This is a genomic window from Mesorhizobium sp. LEGMi-168a, assembly GCF_058312955.1.
Map to the genome: position 1 here is coordinate 96,310 of NZ_JBZEGV010000006.1, position 16,708 is coordinate 113,017.

General features: G+C 64.1%; 13 protein-coding genes. 3 read left to right on the plus strand and 10 right to left on the minus strand.

What is annotated here, in order from left to right:
• Positions 1-36: 36 nt before the first annotated feature.
• The gene (locus AC4FWB_RS10780) at positions 37-1,491 is read left to right on the plus strand and encodes a glutamate synthase subunit beta (RefSeq protein WP_491025984.1); all 1,455 of its coding nucleotides are present in this window, start codon (positions 37-39) and stop codon (positions 1,489-1,491) included.
• Between the two features lie 48 nt (positions 1,492-1,539).
• Here AC4FWB_RS10780 and AC4FWB_RS10785 read toward each other — a convergent pair whose 3' ends face one another.
• Complete coding sequence (locus AC4FWB_RS10785; RefSeq protein WP_491025985.1) at positions 1,540-2,754, minus strand: SGNH/GDSL hydrolase family protein; 1,215 nt, start codon at positions 2,752-2,754, stop codon at positions 1,540-1,542.
• A gap of 115 nt (positions 2,755-2,869) precedes the next feature.
• Positions 2,870-4,090, minus strand: coding sequence for a lytic murein transglycosylase (locus AC4FWB_RS10790; protein WP_491025986.1), 1,221 nt, complete (start codon positions 4,088-4,090; stop codon positions 2,870-2,872).
• 241 nt (positions 4,091-4,331) lie between these two features.
• On the opposite strand from AC4FWB_RS10790, the gene galU reads away from it, so the two are divergent.
• Complete coding sequence (galU, locus tag AC4FWB_RS10795; RefSeq protein WP_491025987.1) at positions 4,332-5,237, plus strand: UTP--glucose-1-phosphate uridylyltransferase GalU; 906 nt, start codon at positions 4,332-4,334, stop codon at positions 5,235-5,237.
• Positions 5,238-5,298: 61 nt separating this feature from the next.
• Here the strand turns inward: galU and AC4FWB_RS10800 are convergent, their stop codons facing one another.
• Positions 5,299-7,101, minus strand: a complete 1,803-nt coding sequence (locus AC4FWB_RS10800; RefSeq protein ID WP_491025988.1) for an outer membrane beta-barrel protein — start codon at positions 7,099-7,101, stop codon at positions 5,299-5,301.
• A gap of 160 nt (positions 7,102-7,261) precedes the next feature.
• Between AC4FWB_RS10800 and AC4FWB_RS10805 the strand changes: the two genes are divergently transcribed.
• Positions 7,262-8,263 carry a KpsF/GutQ family sugar-phosphate isomerase gene (locus AC4FWB_RS10805; RefSeq protein ID WP_491025989.1) on the plus strand — a complete coding sequence of 334 codons (1,002 nt, stop codon included), beginning with the start codon at positions 7,262-7,264 and terminating at the stop codon, positions 8,261-8,263.
• A gap of 167 nt (positions 8,264-8,430) precedes the next feature.
• Here AC4FWB_RS10805 and AC4FWB_RS10810 read toward each other — a convergent pair whose 3' ends face one another.
• The 7 genes from AC4FWB_RS10810 to AC4FWB_RS10840 form a co-directional block, all read right to left on the minus strand.
• Complete coding sequence (locus AC4FWB_RS10810) at positions 8,431-8,928, minus strand: NfeD family protein (protein WP_491025990.1); 498 nt, start codon at positions 8,926-8,928, stop codon at positions 8,431-8,433.
• A gap of 30 nt (positions 8,929-8,958) precedes the next feature.
• Positions 8,959-9,909 carry an SPFH domain-containing protein gene (locus AC4FWB_RS10815; RefSeq protein ID WP_491025991.1) on the minus strand — a complete coding sequence of 317 codons (951 nt, stop codon included), beginning with the start codon at positions 9,907-9,909 and terminating at the stop codon, positions 8,959-8,961.
• Between the two features lie 135 nt (positions 9,910-10,044).
• The gene (gene hemH / locus AC4FWB_RS10820) at positions 10,045-11,109 is read right to left on the minus strand and encodes a ferrochelatase (protein ID WP_491025992.1); all 1,065 of its coding nucleotides are present in this window, start codon (positions 11,107-11,109) and stop codon (positions 10,045-10,047) included.
• A 240-nt stretch (positions 11,110-11,349) separates the two neighbouring features.
• A complete protein-coding gene (locus tag AC4FWB_RS10825) occupies positions 11,350-13,413 on the minus strand; it encodes a 5'-nucleotidase C-terminal domain-containing protein (RefSeq protein WP_491025993.1) in 2,064 nt (687 codons plus the stop codon).
• 188 nt (positions 13,414-13,601) lie between these two features.
• The gene (gene omp10, locus AC4FWB_RS10830) at positions 13,602-13,973 is read right to left on the minus strand and encodes an outer membrane lipoprotein Omp10 (RefSeq protein WP_491025994.1); all 372 of its coding nucleotides are present in this window, start codon (positions 13,971-13,973) and stop codon (positions 13,602-13,604) included.
• 185 nt (positions 13,974-14,158) lie between these two features.
• Complete coding sequence (locus tag AC4FWB_RS10835) at positions 14,159-15,604, minus strand: homospermidine synthase (protein ID WP_491025995.1); 1,446 nt, start codon at positions 15,602-15,604, stop codon at positions 14,159-14,161.
• 131 nt (positions 15,605-15,735) lie between these two features.
• The gene (locus AC4FWB_RS10840) at positions 15,736-16,671 is read right to left on the minus strand and encodes a heme-dependent oxidative N-demethylase family protein (RefSeq protein WP_491025996.1); all 936 of its coding nucleotides are present in this window, start codon (positions 16,669-16,671) and stop codon (positions 15,736-15,738) included.
• Positions 16,672-16,708: the final 37 nt, after the last annotated feature.

A 16,708-nucleotide genomic window follows, 5' to 3' on the forward strand; every position in this document is an offset into this window, starting at 1 on the left:
CTTTCGAGCGTGCCTTCGGACAGCAGGGACTGGACTATGGGCAAGGTAACAGGCTTTCTCGAAATCGACCGGCAGGTGCACAAGTACCAGCCTGCCTCGGATCGCATCCGGCATTTCCGCGAATTCACGCTGCCGATGTCGGACAAGGAGGTCGAGAAACAGGCCGCGCGCTGCATGGATTGCGGCATTCCGTTCTGCCATGGGCCGACCGGCTGCCCGATCCACAACCAGATCCCGGACTGGAACGACCTCGTCTACAACGGCGACTGGGACAACGCGATCCGCAACCTGCACTCGACCAACAATTTCCCTGAGTTCACCGGCCGCATCTGCCCGGCGCCTTGCGAGGAAGCCTGCACGCTGAACCTCGAGGACATTCCGGTCGCCATCAAGACAGTCGAGCAGGCGATCGCCGACAAGGCCTACGAGACCGGTCACATCCGGCCCTATCCGCCGGAGAAGAAGACCGGCAAGCGTGTCGCCATCATCGGCTCCGGGCCGGCCGGCATGTCGGCGGCGCAACAACTCGGCCGCGCCGGCCATGACGTGCATGTCTATGAGCGCGAGAGCCGGCCGGGCGGACTGATGCGCTACGGCATTCCCGACTTCAAGATCGAGAAGCATTACATCGATCGGCGCATCGAGCAGATGCAGGGTGAGGGCGTGAGCTTCCATTGCGGCGTCAATGTCGGCGTCGACAAGCCGGTCGCGGAGCTCCTCGCCGACCATGACGCGGTGCTTTATTGCGGTGGTTCGGAAACGCCGCGGCCGGCCAACATTCCGGGCGACGATCTCGGCGGCGTCTATGACGCCATGCCCTATCTGGTGCAGCAGAACCGCCGCGTCGGCGGCGAGCCGATCCAGTCGGTGGCCTGGCCCTCGCACCCGATCATCGCCAGCGGCCAGCATGTCGTCGTGGTCGGCGGCGGCGACACCGCGTCCGACTGCATCGGCACCGCCTTCCGGCAGGGCGCGGTGCGCGTGACGCAGCTCGACATCCGCCCGCAGCCGCCGGAGAAGGAAGACAAGCTCGCGGTCTGGCCGTACTGGGCGACCAAGATGCGCACGTCTTCCTCGCAGGCCGAAGGCGCCGAGCGCGAATTCCAGGTGGCGACGCTCGAATTCATCGGCGAGGACGGCCAGTTGACCGGCGTCCGCTGCTGCGAGGTCGACGAGAAGCGCAAGCCGATCGCCGGCACCGAATTCGTCATCCGCGCCGATCTCGCCTTCATCGCCATCGGCTTTGCCGGCCCGGCGAGCGACAGCGTGATGAAGGAGCTCGACGGCGAGATAAAGGTGGTCACCGACAGCCGCCGCTCGCGAAACGTCGAGGCCAACGACCGCGACTACAGGACCAGCATCGACAAGCTCTACGCGGCCGGCGACGTGCGTCGCGGCCAGTCGCTGGTCGTCTGGGCGATCCGCGAGGGTCGCCAGGCGGCGCGCTCGATCGACGAGGCGCTGATGGGGTCAACGGTCCTGCCGCGCTGAGACCGTTTGAGATCCTGCGCTGCGGGCCGGCTGTGCCGATCCGCAGAACTACCGATTGATCGCGGTTGTCGTATCCGCGGCGGCCGCGGCTGCCGGTTTCGGCGGCCAGGAAAAATCGTCGGCGCGACCAGGCGCGGCCGCCGGCGCCTTGCCTTCGACGGTCAGCTTTTCGCCGGGCAGGTTCGGATCGGCCTTGGCGGGCGGGGCGGCGCCCAGCAGTTCCGTGCCGCCGTCGAGCGCGGGGTCGCTGAGCAGCATCGGCGGTGTGCGGTCGACGATGACAGGGGCCGCGGCAGGCTTCGACGCCTCGACCGGGGCGCCGGCCGGCGCGGAAACCGTGGTGACGCTTCCCGGCGCCGCCAGTCCCAGGATCTTCGCCAGCGGCTTTTCGGTATAGAAGGCCAGCTTGCGCTTGCCGGCCTTGGTGACGTTGATGCCGTCGTCCGAGCGCAGGCGTACCGGCTGGCCGTTGATGTCGGGACCGGAGGTGACGAAGGCGCCGTTCTCGTCGACGAAACCGTCCCAGACATCGACGAACTCGCCGCCATGCGCCTGGGCGGCCGAATGATAGATGTCGTTGAAGGCCAGCATGTCCGAGGTCATCTTCGCCACCCGGAACGCCGGCATGCCGACCCACAGGAACGGCACCTTGGTGTCTTGAATGGCCTTGCCCAGCGCGTCGGCGCGGCGCTCATATTCCTTGGTCCAGGTCTCGGAGCGCGGCTGCTCGCGCACGTCGCCGACGCGCATCTGCTGGCGGTCGTTGGAGCCGAGCATGACCACCACCACGGACGGTTTCTCCGTCTCGATCAGCGACTTGATCTCGACCGGCCAGTTGTAGAAATCGTCGCGCACGAAGCCGGACGAGCCGTTGCTGCGCACAACGATCCTGACGACCGGATTGTCGGCAAAGGCGTCGTCGAGACCCTCGGCCAGCCCGCCCGCCAGGAAATCGCCGACCACCAGCACGACACGGGCGTCCGGCGCCTTCTCGACGATCGGCGTTTCCGGTTCGGCCGGCGGGCGCGGCTTGGGTTTCTTCTTTGGTTTCGGCCTGGCCTTCTGGATTTCGACCGGCGGCTCGATGCGCTCGCTGCGGCGCGGGAACAGGAGGTCGCGCAGCGACCAGCCGCGGCTTTCCTCTTCCTGCGCGAAAGCCGGTGAATGAAAGGCGCTGGAGCCGGCGACGGCGAGCACGGCGACGGCCAGAACGAGGATCGGCAGGCGGCGAACGATCAGCCAGATACGCGCAACCGTAACCAATCACCTCTCCATCCCTTGGCGCACGACCATGCAAAAGCGCGGAAAGTCATGCGCAAGCCGAAGCGCTACAGCATCCTTTCCGGCTTTGAAAGGATACTTCGCGCCAAGGACGGCTCTATTGCTTGCGGAGCCATTTCAGCACTTCCAGGCTCGGATAGCCATCCTGGGTCAAGCCGGCCTTTGCCTGGTAGGCCATGATGGCGGCCTTCGATCCTTCGCCGATCTTGCCGTCGAACTTGCCGTCATAATAGCCGTGCTCGGAAAGCCGCTTCTGCAATTCCTGGCGTTCCTCGAAGCTGAGCTTGGTGAAGGGTCGCTGCCAGTCCTGCACAAGGCCGGTGCCGCCGGCGATCTCATCGGCAAGCAAGCCGACGGCTAAAGCGTATTTGTCGGCGTTGTTGTAGGCCTTGATGACCGAGAAGTTCCGGATCATCAGGAATGCCGGTCCGCCTCTGCCGTCCGGCACCTTCAGCGTTGCCTTGTCGGTCAGGTTCCTGAATGGCTTGCCGTTGGCCCTGGCGACGCCGAGCGCCCGCCATTGCGCCAGCGTCTTCGATCCGCCGGGCAGCTTGCCGGCCGGCAGTGTCACTTCGTAGCCCCAGGTCTTGCCGGCCTGCCAGCCGTTCTTCTTCAAAAGGTTGGCGGAGGTCGCCAGCGCATCGGGGATCGAATTCCAGATGTCGCGCCGGCCGTTGCCGTCCATGTCGACCGCATAGCGCTGGTAGCTGGTCGGGATGAATTGCGTCTGGCCCATCGCGCCGGCCCAGGAGCCCATGAGGTGGCTTTCGTCGATGTCGCCGGTCTGCAGGATCTTGAGCGCGGCGACCAGCTGGGTGCGGGCATATTTCGAGCGCTTCGGATCGCCATAGGCAAGGGTTGCCAACGAACGGATGACGTTGCGCATGATGTCGTCGCGCTTGAGGGTCTCGCCATAGTTCGATTCCATCGACCAGATGGCGAGAAGGATGTTGCGGTCGACACCGAACCGCGCCTCGATCCGGTCCAGCCACGGCTTCCATTTGCGCGCCATCGCCTGTCCGTTGGCCACCGACTGGTCATGCACGCGGTTGTCGAAATAATCCCAGGCCGGGGCGGTGAATTCCGGCTGGGTCTGGGCCTTTTCCAGCACGACCGGGTCGGGCTCGATGCCTCTCATGGCCTGGTCATAGACAGCGCCGGAAACGCCGCCCGCAACCGCGGTGGCGCGGAAGCCTGCGACCCACTGGCGGAACCCGGCATCGGCGAAAGCAGGTCCGGCGGGCATCAGCAAGGCAAGCGTCAGGCCGGCGGCCGTCGCCAGTGCCGTCAGGCGCCTTGCGGTGTTGCGAACGGACATCTTTTCCTCCTTCGTCAAATTGGGAAGGATCATTCAACGCCGAACCGGGTTAGTATTTAGTTTACCATAGGTACCGCCTGGAACGAAAAGAAGGTCCGATGCTTTTAACTTTGGATTTTTAAGTCAGCCGTTCGGTAGTCCAACTTTCCGGCGTGAAAATGATTCCGGCGTGAAAATGTCGAGGGGGATTGCGGAGCACGTCGCCGAGCGGATAATGGGCTCAAAACGGATGGGGTGGAGCATGAAGCGAGTTCGCAAGGCAGTTTTCCCGGTCGCCGGCCTCGGCACACGGTTTCTTCCAGCCACCAAGGCCATTCCGAAGGAGATGCTGACCGTCGTCGACCGGCCGGTCATCCAATATGTTGTCGATGAGGCGCGCGACGCCGGCATCGAGCATTTCATCTTCGTGACCGGACGCAACAAGGCGGTCATAGAGGATCACTTCGACGTCCAGTTCGAGCTCTACGACACGCTGGCCCAGCGCGGCAAGGACGACCAACTCGCCCGCCTGCAGCGGCTGCAGCCGGCGCCGGGGCAGACCAGCTTCACGCGCCAGCAGGTGCCGATGGGGCTTGGCCATGCCGTCTGGTGCGCGCGCGAGCTTGTCGGCGACGAACCGTTCGCGCTGCTGTTGCCAGACATGATCATGCAGTCGGAGAAAAGCTGCATGAAGGACATGGTCGAGCTCTATGCCGAGACCGGCAACAACATCATCGCCGTGCAGGAATGCGATCCGGCCGAAGCGCACAAATACGGCATCGTCGGCCGCGGCGAGGATACCCATCACGGCTTCCGCATCACCGAAATGGTGGAGAAGCCGAAGCCGGGCACGGCGCCCTCCAATCTCTTCATCAACGGGCGCTACATCCTGCAGCCGGAGATTTTCGGCATCCTCGAAAGCCAGGAGCGCGGCGCAGGCAACGAGATCCAGCTGACGGATGCGATGCTGAAGCTCGAGAAGCAGCAGTCCTTCTACGGCTATCATTACAAGGGACGCACCTTCGACTGCGGCTCGCCGGAAGGCTTCGTCGAGGCCAATGTCGCCTTCGCGCTCTGGCGCAACGACATGAATGCGAGCATGGCGGGGGTCATCCGCACGCTGCTGGATGAAGTGCGGCCGGCGGAGCGGCGCGAAGCCGCCTTATAGGATATTCCCAGCTATTCAGGTGAGGTTCGCCTGACCCGGCCACCCTCGGTCCGTTGTGCTGTCACCGCTGTACCTTCAGGCCGAGATAGACGCTGTTGGCGACATAGTTGCGGCCGGGCAGGTTGCTGGTGAGCTTCTCCGTCCTCACCCGCGTGGTGAGGCCGGCATAGCGGTTCAGCCACCAGGTCAGCCCGGCCTCGGCGCTCAAGATCAGATCGTGGCCGTCGGAGCCGGTATAGTCGCGCCAATCGAGGCCAAGCGACGAATTCGCCGTCAGATTGGCGCGGACCTGCCGCTCTCCGGTGAGCCGGCCCGAGTAGAGGACGTCGCCGCTCTCGTTGGCCGCGGTCGTGCTCTCGATCATGGTCCTTCCGGTGAGACCGATGATGGTGCCGCGCTCGGGCGACCATTTGAGATCGGCGTTGACGTATGGGCCAGCATTGGCCGGCAGGCGGTCGTCGTCGATGGCTTCGCGCAGCCAGCCGACGGAGAACTCGCCGGAGAGTTTGTCGTCCATGTCGAGCTCGAGGCCGGCTCGCGCGCCGAGCCGCGTCGAGGAGCGCTCGAAACCGTTGCTGTCGAGGCGCAGATCGTAAACCCGCCGGCCGGCTTCCACCTCGGCGAAGGGGGTGATGGCCGGTGACACCTGGTAGCCGGTGCGCAAGGTGGCCGAGTAGAGCGTGGAATCGCGTGCCTTCTGCGACAAGACGGTGCCATCCGAGAGCTTGGCATCGCCGAAAAAGTCGTGCGTCACCGCGCCGGTCAGCGTGTAGCGCATCTTGCCGACATCCTTCTCGATGCCGAGACTGCCGTCCACGGTCTGGCGCAGCGGCTGCGAGGTGACGCCGGCAATCGCATCGGGCGAGGACGCCGATTCCGGCACCGCTTCGTAGCCGAGCTTGGCGATGGCGCGCAGCTCATGGTCGAGGTCGACATTCAACTGACCCTCGATACGGCCCTGCGCATCGTTGATCTTCTGGCCCGAAAGTGTGTTGCGGAATATCCCGTAGCCGTTGATCAGCGCCGAATTCTCACGCCAGTCAGAGGTGGCGGAAAAACGCAGCGCCGTCTCGGACAACACCGCCGACGAGCCGCCGCTGCTGGCATCGGCATTGGACGTTGCGGTGAAGCCCTGCTCCAGTGTCGGCCGGAAGACGAAGGTGCCGACCTTGATGCCGGTGGCGGCGAAGGGATCGTCCTCGGCTTTGACTTTCTGGCCTTCGATCGAGTCGGTACGCTCTGCACCGGGATCGAGCTTCTGCCTGTCGACGCTGTCGATGGTAAGGGCGCGGGGGTTGGGACCGTCCTCATCGGTGGCCGCGGGATCGGCCTTGTCGCTGGTTATAGAGGCGGTGCTGGCCGTGCTGTCGGTCGCCTGGCCGGGCTTCTTCTTGTTCTTGGCCTTTTTCTTGCCGGCCGCTTTGGCATCGCTTTTCGTATTGGCATCGGTTGTGCGTTGCCTGGCCGTCGAAGGCCGGCGGGGCTGGGCCGCGGTCTGATCGTCGGCGAACGGGTCGTCGGTCGCTTGCGGCTGGTCGAAGATGCTCCCAGCCGCGCCTGCTGCCTGGTCGTCGTCGGGCACCGCGCCCGGGCTCGCCGGCTCATAGGGGTTGGCCAGTGTCTGGTCCTCGGCCGCCTGGGCCGCCGGAGCCGCCTGATCCAGCGATCCCTGCGCGCGCAATTGCCTCGCCTTGCGCTGCTGGTCGGCCAGAATCGCCGATTCGGAGACCTCGCCGCGCAGCTCGGTTTCCTGCGCGAAGGCCGGCGCCGGGCGCAGCAAGGCAAGAACGCTCGCAGCCACCAGCAGCGTGCTGACGGCTATGCCCTTTCTCCCTCTTTTCGTTTCAGGCTGGGCCCCGGACATCGTCACCACTGCTTGCGCGGCGCGGTTGCGCCATACTTACCGAACCGTAAAGGCGGATGGTTAACGGAGGGTTGAGGCGGGCCGATTCCGCAGCCCCCGACGCACGCGAAACGGGAATTCCGTTGGACAGGCGGGCGACATGGCGCTAATGGCATCTGCCATGCATGCGGGGTCCCCAGGAAGAAAGCCGCCGGACAGGCAGGCCGCGATCGAATCGGCGCTGAGAACGGTGGCGACGGAGCAGGCCGGTATCGCTGCGCTTGCCGCAGCGCTAGACAACGGTCTGGCCGAGCCGTTCGCGGCCGCCATCGATCTCATCTCGCGGATCGAGGGCCGTGTCATCGTCACCGGCGTCGGCAAGAGCGGCCATATCGGCTCCAAGATCGCGGCCACGCTCGCCTCGACCGGCACGCCTGCCTTCTTCGTCCATCCTGCCGAGGCCAATCATGGCGATCTCGGCATGATCGCCAGGGACGACGCCATCATCGCCATGTCGTGGTCGGGCGAGAGCAAGGAACTGATGGGCATCGTCGCCTATTCCAGGCGCTTCTCGATCCCGTTGATCGCCATCACTTCCGGCGAGAGCTCTGCGCTGGCGCGCGCCGCCGACGTGGTGCTGCTCCTGCCGCCGGCGCCGGAGGCCTGTCCGCACGGGCTGGCGCCGACGACATCGGCGCTGCTGCAACTGGTCATGGGCGATGCGCTGGCGATCGCGCTGCTCGAGGCGCGCGGCTTCACGCCGGACCATTTCCGCACCTTCCATCCTGGCGGCCAGCTCGGCGCCAACCTGACGCAGCTGCGCGAGATCATGCATGTCGGCGAGCGGCTGCCGCTGGTGCCGTCGGGCACCGGGATGCGTGAAGCGATCGACGAACTGTCGCGCAAGGGCTTCGGCTGCGTGGCGATCACCGGCGCCGCCGGCGCGCTGATCGGCATCATCACCGACGGCGACATCCGCCGCCATATCGGCAGCGATCTTCTGTCGATGAACGTCGATCAGGTGATGACGAAGAAGCCGAAGACGGCCGCTCCAGACACGCTTGTGGCGACGGCGTTGCAGACGATCAACACGTCCGCCATCACCAGTCTGATGGTGGTCGAGGGCGGTCGGCCCGTTGGATTGGTGCACCTGCACGATCTGCTGCGTATCGGCGCCGCCTAGGGCGGTTCATCGTTTCACGGAAACGCCGAACCGCTCTATCTCTTTGTTTTGACGCAATTCCGAACGGAAGGCTACGGCGACGGCGCCGAGCCCAACCGTTTCACACTTTTCCTGGAATTGCTCTAGGACGCATCGATACTCGACGCATCCCTGGGTTCTCTCTCGGTTCAGATCGCTTCGACCGTCAGCTCAAGGTCAGTATCAGCAGCCCCCGTAACACGCACCTGCGTGCCCGCGGGCAGGTCCGGGCCGGAGACACGCCACAGCGTGTCGCCCAGCCGGATACGGCCGCGGCCGTTCTTGATCGGCTCAGCCAGCGTTGCCGTGCGGCCGACCATCTGCGCGCCGCGGCGGTTGAGCAGCGGCTGATCGACCTCTCCGGCGCGCGCTGCCGTTAGCCTCTTGCCGACGAAGGCCGAGATCACGGAGAGGACGAGAAAGGCCAGAACCTGAACCTGCCACGTCCAAATGGCGGCATCCAGCTGGGCCTGCCAGGGCAAGATGGCAGCATAGCTGATGAACAGCGAGATAGCGCCGATGATCAGCGCCGCGATGCCAATCCACAGCATGAACACGCCTGGCGCCACGATTTCCATCACCAGGAGCACGAAGCCGAGAACCATCCAGTTCCATGGACCGAGTTCCGAAACGATGCGGTCGATCATTGACGTTCTCCCCACCCAGACGAGCTTGGATCAGTTGTCCGTCGGCCGCACGAGCGGCGGACGGGTGCTCTGCCGTTGCCCGCCCGCGGGGCCGTCGCCCTTGAAGACTTCGCGGGCGATCTCGCCGATGCCGCCCAGCGAACCGATCAGCGAAGAGGCTTCGAACGGCATCAGCACGATCTTGTTGTTGCTGGACGAGCCGATCTTGGCCAACGCCTCGGTGTATTTTTGCGCGACGAAATAGTTGATCGCCTGCACGTCGCCCTTGGCAATGGCTTCCGACACCACCTGCGTCGCCTTGGCCTCGGCTTCCGCCGAGCGCTCGCGCGCCTCGGCGTCGCGGAAGGCAGCTTCCCTGCGGCCCTCGGCCTCGAGGATCTGCGACTGCTTCAGGCCCTCGGCGGCGAGGATCTGGGCGCGCTTGTCGCGCTCGGCCATCATCTGGCGGCCCATCGATTCCACCAGATTGGCCGGCGGGTTGATGTCCTTGATCTCGACGCGGGTGATCTTGATGCCCCACGGATGCGCGGCCTCGTCGACGACGCGCAGCAGGCGCTCGTTGATCGCGTCGCGGTTCGACAGCAGTTCGTCGAGGTCCATCGAACCCATGACGGTGCGGATGTTGGTCATGGTGAGGTTGAGGATGGCGTTCTGCAGACCGGAGACCTGGTAAGCGGCCTGCGCCGCATTGAGAATCTGGAAGAAGGCGATCCCGTCGACGCCGACTATGGCGTTGTCGCGGGTGATGATTTCCTGGCTCGGAACATCCAGCACCTGCTCCATCATGTTCATCTTGGCGCCGATACGCTCAAAGATCGGGTTGATGATGTTGAGGCCAGGGGTCAGCGTCTTGGTGTAGCGTCCGAAACGTTCCACCGTGTAATTGTAGCCTTGCGGCACCGTCTTGATGCCTTTGAAAAGAAGGATGATGACCAGGAAGACAAGAACAATGATGGCAATATCGAAACCGCTGAAGCCCATTTCGTTTCTCCCTCAAAAGGCGGCGACCTCACGAAATCACTTAAGTGTGTTTCCGCAACGTTACAATCAGGTGATCACGAATATTGGTTAGCGGAGGCTTTTGCGCACCGGTATCAAGACTGTCGGTGAAGTTTGTCACACCCAGCCGGCCAGCTCGCGCCGGACCAGCGCCTCGATCACCGCCATGCCCTCGGCACTGTCGTTGAGGCAGGGAATATGGGCGAAGTTCCTGCCGCCGGCATGGTGGAAGGTCTCGGCCGCTTCGCGGCCGATCTCGTCCAGCGTCTCGATGCAGTCGACCGAAAAACCCGGATTGACGATGGCGATCGACTTGACGCCGTCCTTCGCCAGCTTCTCGACGGTGACGTCGGTGTAGGGCTGCAGCCATTCCTGCGCGCCGAAGCGCGACTGGAAAGTGGTAATCAGCTTCTTCTCGTCCCAGCCGAGCCTTGCCCGCAGCAGCCGTGTCGTTTCCAGGCAATGCGCCCGATAGGGGTCACCCTTGTCGGAATAGGGTTTCGGGATGCCGTGGTAGGACGTGATCACCACCTCCGGTTCGAAGTCGAGCGTCGCCAAGTGCTTCTCGATCGAACGCGCAAGCGCCTCGATATAGACCGGCTCGTCGTAATAGGGCGGCACGCTGCGGATCGCCGGCGCATGCCTGATCTTCATCAGCGCGCGGAACAGCTGGTCGTTGGCGGTCGCCGTCGTCGTCGCCGAATATTGCGGATAGAGCGGAAAGCTGAGGATGCGCTCGCAACCCTGCTCGACCAGCCGTTGTGTGACGCTTGCCGTCGAGGGATTGCCATAGCGCATCGCCCAGTCGACCACGACGTTCGGCAGGTCAGCGAGCGCACCGGCCAGCTTATCGGCCTGCGCGCGGGTGAAGGTGCGCAGCGGCGACTCGTTCCTTTCCCGGTTCCAGATTCTGGCGTAGTTGGCGCCGGACTTTTTCGGCCGCGTGGTGAGAACCAGCCCGTAGAGGATCGGATACCAGATCGCCTTGTTGAGCTCGATGACGCGCGGATCGGAGAGAAATTCCCTCAGATAGCGCCACATCGGCTTGAAATCAGTGCCGTCAGGCGTGCCGAGATTGATCAGCATGACGCCGATCTGGCCTGCCTTTACCGGCGCGCCGCCCGCCGGCGCCGGACCTGCGGTCTCGGCGGCTTTCGCAACGGCGGGATTGGCAAGCGTCATCGACTGTCTCCGGGCACCACTGGAGCGGGTCGGCTTCCTCGGCCGCTGACCGCTCCAGTGGTGCTCTTTTTGCGCAATTCCAGACGGAAAACCGCTGGGTATTTTTCCTGGAATTGCTCCGGGCCGCGAAACTAGCGATGCCGTGCCGGTTTTCAATGCTGCGTCTGGCCGCACCTCGATCGTCGAGCTGGAATGCGGGGCTCGCCCGGTTGCCCGGGCGAGCCCGTTGGTTGCCACCAGTTACTTCGCAACCGGTGGAATGGTCAGCGTTGCGCCGAGCGGCAGGCGGCGCGGCCTGTAGTCTTTGTTGGCCTCGGAGATCAGCTTCCATTTGGCGCCGTCGCCATAGTTTTTCTTGGCCAGGTCCCAGTAGGTGTCGCCGGCGGCGATCACATGGCTGGTTTCTGGGCTGGTTTCTGGGCCGGTCCCGGCCGGCTTGGCCGGTTCGGCGGCGGGGGCAGGGGTCGCCGGAGCAGTCTCGGCAGGTTTTGCCGCTTCCGAGGCTGCCGGTGCCGTCTCGGCCGGAACGGTCGGCGGCGTGCCGGCGATGTCGCCGGAATTGGACGGCAAAGCCGGCATTGCGGTCTCGCCGTTGGCGGGCGCAGTCTCGGCCGGTTTGGCAGGTTCGGCCGCCGGCGCGGTTGCTGCAGGCGCGGTCTCGGCAGGCTTTGCCGGTTCCGCTGCCGCCACCGCCGCGCCGATCTCGGTGATGCGGCCGTCGAGCTTCGGCGTGTAGGGTCGGTGCGCGCCGAGATAGTCGGCCACCACCTGCTCCAAACCAGGACCATAGTCATAGGCGTCCGTCGCCTTCTCGGCGAAGACCTTGTAGCCGTCGCCGCCCTGGCGGACATAGTTGTTGGTGGCGACGAGGTATTGCTTGTCCGGATTGATCGGCGCCCAGGCGCCGTTCTCCATCACCTCGACCGATTTGACGCGGCCGGCATTGGGCGCCACCGACTTGTCGAAAGAGTATTTCAGGCCGGCCACCTGCGGAAAACGGCCGGCGCCGTCCTCGATCTGGCTGAGGCCGTTTTCGAGACCGGCGACCAGATCCTTGCCGGAGATCTTGAACGTCGCCAGCGTGTTCTGGAACGGCAGGACGGTCAGCACCTCGCCCATGGTCACGGTGCCCTGGTCGATCGAGGCGCGCAGGCCGCCGCCGTTCGAAATGACGATCTCGACGCCTTGGCCCTTGACGCGGTCGAGGATGGCGTCGGAGACGAGATTGCCCATCTCGCATTCCCGCGCCCGGCAATTCTCGCGGCTGCCGTCGATGGCCTTGGTGGTCTCGGCGACCTCCTTGTTCTTCAGCGCCTCGATCGGCGCGCCAAGCTCCTTGATACGAGCGAGCACGGCAGGATCGGGCGTGATCGACTTGTCGAGATAGATCGGGTCGCCGCTCGCTTCCTTGACCACGCCGTTGTCGTCGAACACGACCTTGAACTCGCCGAGATATTTCGAATAGTACGCCGCCTGCACGACCGGCACCTTGTAGCCGTCGGGGTTGTCGACCATCGTCGGATAGGGCCCCGCCGCCTTCGGGTCGGTGTTCGACAGGAGCGTGTGGCTGTGGCCACCGACCACCACGTCGACCCCAGGGATTTTCGCGATGACATCGCGCTCGCGGTTGTAGCCGATATGGGTGACGGCGATGATCTTGTTGATGCCCTGCGCCTTCAGTTTCTCGACCTCAGCGGTGATCGACTTGACGTCGTCCTCAATGGCGATGTTCGGACCAGGCGAGGCGAGCTCGGGCGTGTCGTTGGTGACGGCGCCGACGATGCCGATCTTCTGCCCGCCGACCTCGACCACGAGCGATGGCTTGATCTTGCCCTTGGCGCCGGACTTGTCGTTGGGCACGACATTGGCGCTGACGACCGGGAATTGCGCCTTGTCGAGGTAAGGCACCAGCGCGCTCTCGCCGTCGTCGAATTCGTGATTGCCGAGCGTCACCGCGTCGGGCTTCATCTGATTGAGGAATTCCTCTTCCGCCGCACCCTTGTAGGTGATGTAGAACAGCGACCCCTGAAAACTGTCGCCGGCATTGAGCAGCAGCACGCTCTGGCCTTCGAGCTTCTTGCGCTCCTGCGCGATCGCGGTGATCAGCCGGCCCGCGCCGCCGATGCATTCGCCCTTGGTCTCCTCCTCGGCGGAACAGGTCGATTCGTATTTGTTGTTGCCTTCGATGCGACTGTGCCAATCGTTGAAATGCAGGATGTTCAGCGTGTAGTCGGCAAAGGAGCTTCCGGCCGACAGGCCAAGTGCTGATGCTGAAAGGGCGGCAATGGCGGCAAATTTCTTCATCTTCGTCTCCCGGATAAGCTGACCTGATGTGCTTAATGCCCTCGCTTGACTGGAAAATAACAGTCAGCTTCGGGTCATGTTCACATCGCGTTTTGGCCGATGCAAGCGGAAATCGGGGAGAGGTTTGCCGGCACAAAAAAGGACGGCGGCTCGCGCCGCCGTCCTTCGCGAAGTCGATGTTTTTCGGTTCAGGCCCGACGCGTCAGCACGAAGTTCTGGCCGCTGGCGCTGGTGCAGTTCAGCTGGCTGGTCGAGACCATCAGGCAGTTGAAGCTGACAGGCGTCTGGCGGATCAGCGAGGTGCCGTGAATCTCGACCGAGGTCGCGCCGGTCATGGTATAGCTGCCCTCGGACAGCTTCTGGCCGGTGTCGGTCGCGACGGTCGTGAAGCTGCCGGCGGCGAAGGTCGACAGGCCGGTGCCCTTGGCGTCGATCCAGTTGCCCTCGACGCCCTTGGGCGCCGACATCGGCGGTTCTGAAGGCCCGGTGGTGGTGCAGGCGGCCGCAGCCAAAAGGCTTGCCGCGGCGCCTGCCGAAAGCAATTTGCGCGCAATGGTCATTTGAAAACCCTCTCCTCTCGCATCGGCCCGAAAATCGATCCGATTTTCGGAAGCACGATGCGTCCATTCAAAGTGCTAGAGCGTAGTTTGTGCGTCCAACCGGACGCATGTCGCTCTAGGCCGCACCTTCTCAATCGCCCGATTTTCGGGCGATTGCAAGGTGGAGACGGCGGTAGACGCGGCTGCTATCGCACCAGGATGTTGCGGAACTGCCACGGGTCGTCCCTGTCCATATCCTCGGGGAAAAGGCCGGGGCGGTTATCGAGCGGCGTCCAGTCGGTGTAATGGCCCCTGACCGGCCCGAGATAGGGCAATTGCACTTCCAGGCAGCGCTTGTAGTCCATCTCGTCGGATTCGACGATGCCGGCGGTCGGATTTTCCAGCGCCCAGACCATGCCGGCGAGCACCGCCGAAGTGACCTGCAGGCCGGTGGCGTTTTGGTAGGGCGCCAGCTTGCGCGCCTCGGCCAGCGACAGCTGCGAGCCGTACCAGTAGGCGTTCTTGTCGTGGCCGTAGAGCAGCACGCCGAGCTCGTCGACGCCGTCGACCAGCTCGTTCTCGTCGAGCACATGATGGACGGGCTGCGCCTTGCCGGCGGCGCCGAACATCTCGTGCAGCGACAGCACCGCGTCGTTGCAGGGATGGTAGGCATAGTGGCATGTCGGGCGATACTGCACCTTGCCCTTCTTGCCGCGCACGGTAAAGAAATCGGCGATCGAGATCGCCTCGTTATGCGTCACCAGGAAGCCGTATTGCTCGCCGGGCGTCGGGCACCAGCTGCGCACGCGCGTGTTGGCGCCGGGCTGCTCCAGATAGATCGCCGCCTGCGAGCCGTTCTTGTGCGTCTTGCCGTTCTTCGGCATCCAGGTCTCATGCGTGCCCCAGCCGAGCTCGGCCGGCTGCAGGCCCTCCGAGATGAAACCCTCGACCGACCAGGTGTTCCAGAACACGTCCATCGGCTTCGGCTTCTTGGTGCGCTGGGTATCGCGCTCGGCGATGTGGATGCCCTTGACGCCAGCCTTCTTCATCAGCTTCGCCCAACCCTCGCGGTCGTGCTCCGCCGGCACGGCAAACTCGAGCCCGAGGTCGGTGGCGAGGTTGACCAGCGCCTGCTTGACGAACCAGGAGACCATGCCGGGATTGGCGCCGCAGCAGGAGATCGCGGTGGGGCCGCCCGGGTTCTTCTCCTTCTCCTGGCGCACGCTCTCGCGCAGAGCATAGTTGGTGCGCGAGGCATTGTCGGCCTTTTCGTCGAAATAGAAGCCGAGCCACGGCTCGACGACGGTGTCGATATAAAGCACGCCGAGCTTGCGGCAGAGCTTCATCAATTCGAGCGAGGAGGTGTCGACCGACAGGTTGACGCAAACGGCCTGGCCGGCGCCATTGGTCAGCAGCGGGGTCAGAAGTTTCTTGTAGTTCTTCTTGGTCACCGCGTCCTGCATGAAGGTGATGCCGCGCTCGTCGAGCAGCTTGCGATCGGTGTCGCGCGGGTCGATGACCGTCATGCGCGACTTGTCGAACTTGAAATGGCGTTCGATCAGCGGCAGCGTTCCCCGTCCGATCGAGCCAAAGCCGATCATCACGACAGGACCGGTGATTTCACCGTAAACGGGCCAGTTTTCATTCGCCATTTTTTCGGACACTCCTAAAAACACAGGGAAAGCCCGGCGTTTCCGCCGGGCAGCCAAGCGCTACACCACAGATCATTGTCATAAACCAGCGAAAAGCGCCAACCGCCGGCTAAGCCGGGATGGCCACGTGGTTAAGCCGCCCTGGCCATGCCGTTAAGGAAGGCAACCAGCCGGTCGCGGTCGGCGGTGAGGCCCTTGTAGTCGAGCTGCGCCTGGTCGAGGGCGTTGAGCTGCTCGGCGAAAGAAGTCGCGAGCGCCGCCTTGTCGGGGTGACGCGCGAGCACGGCCAGCGGGTCGAGATGGATGCGGATGGTGAACAGGATGTCGCGCGAGACCGGCAGCTTGCGCAGCGTCTGGCGCTCGACGCGGATGAAAGCGTGCGCGTTGATGTCGCCGTCCGGAAAGCGCGTCGGGCGGTTGGTGGCGCGGTCGATGCGCTGGATGTTGGAAAGCGGGTGATAGAGCGCGTCGCCCGCCTGGATCGACCAGTTGAAGCGTTCGACCGCCTGGCCCTGCAGGCCGTCGAACATGCGGTTTATGACCTCGGCCGGCCGCGTGCCAGGGCCAAAGCCGGGTACCGGCGCATGGATTTGCTGCAGCGGCTTGCCGAATTTTTCCTGAAGCGACCAGGATGACGGAAAGCAGAGCGATCCGGCGGCGAGCCGCCAGCCGCTGTCGTCCCAGCGCATCAGGATCAAATCCTCCTGAACCAGCAGCGATGCCCGGACAAGCGGTGCTTCGCGCAATTCGGGAGAGAGTTCGCCGGCCGCTCCCTTGAGGCCGACCACCTCGACAGCCGAGCCGGCGCCGCGATGGCTCTCAGGATGTCTTGCCGGGAGATAGGCGGCGAGGAGGTCGAGCACTTCGCGCTGCGCGTCGCGCGTATCGTCTTCCTCGACAAAGACCTTTTGCGGGATCTCCGCGTAAAGCCGCTGCTTCTCGGCGAGATGCGGCAGGAGGAATTCGTCGACCTCGATCCAGCGGTCGAGCTCGAGCGGCTTCAGACCAATGGTGAAGAGCTTCGAGGATCCGTCATAAGGCGTGTGGGTCGGCTGGCGAATGGTCATGCTCTCATCAAACAGAAAATGCCCGGCGGCTCTCGTG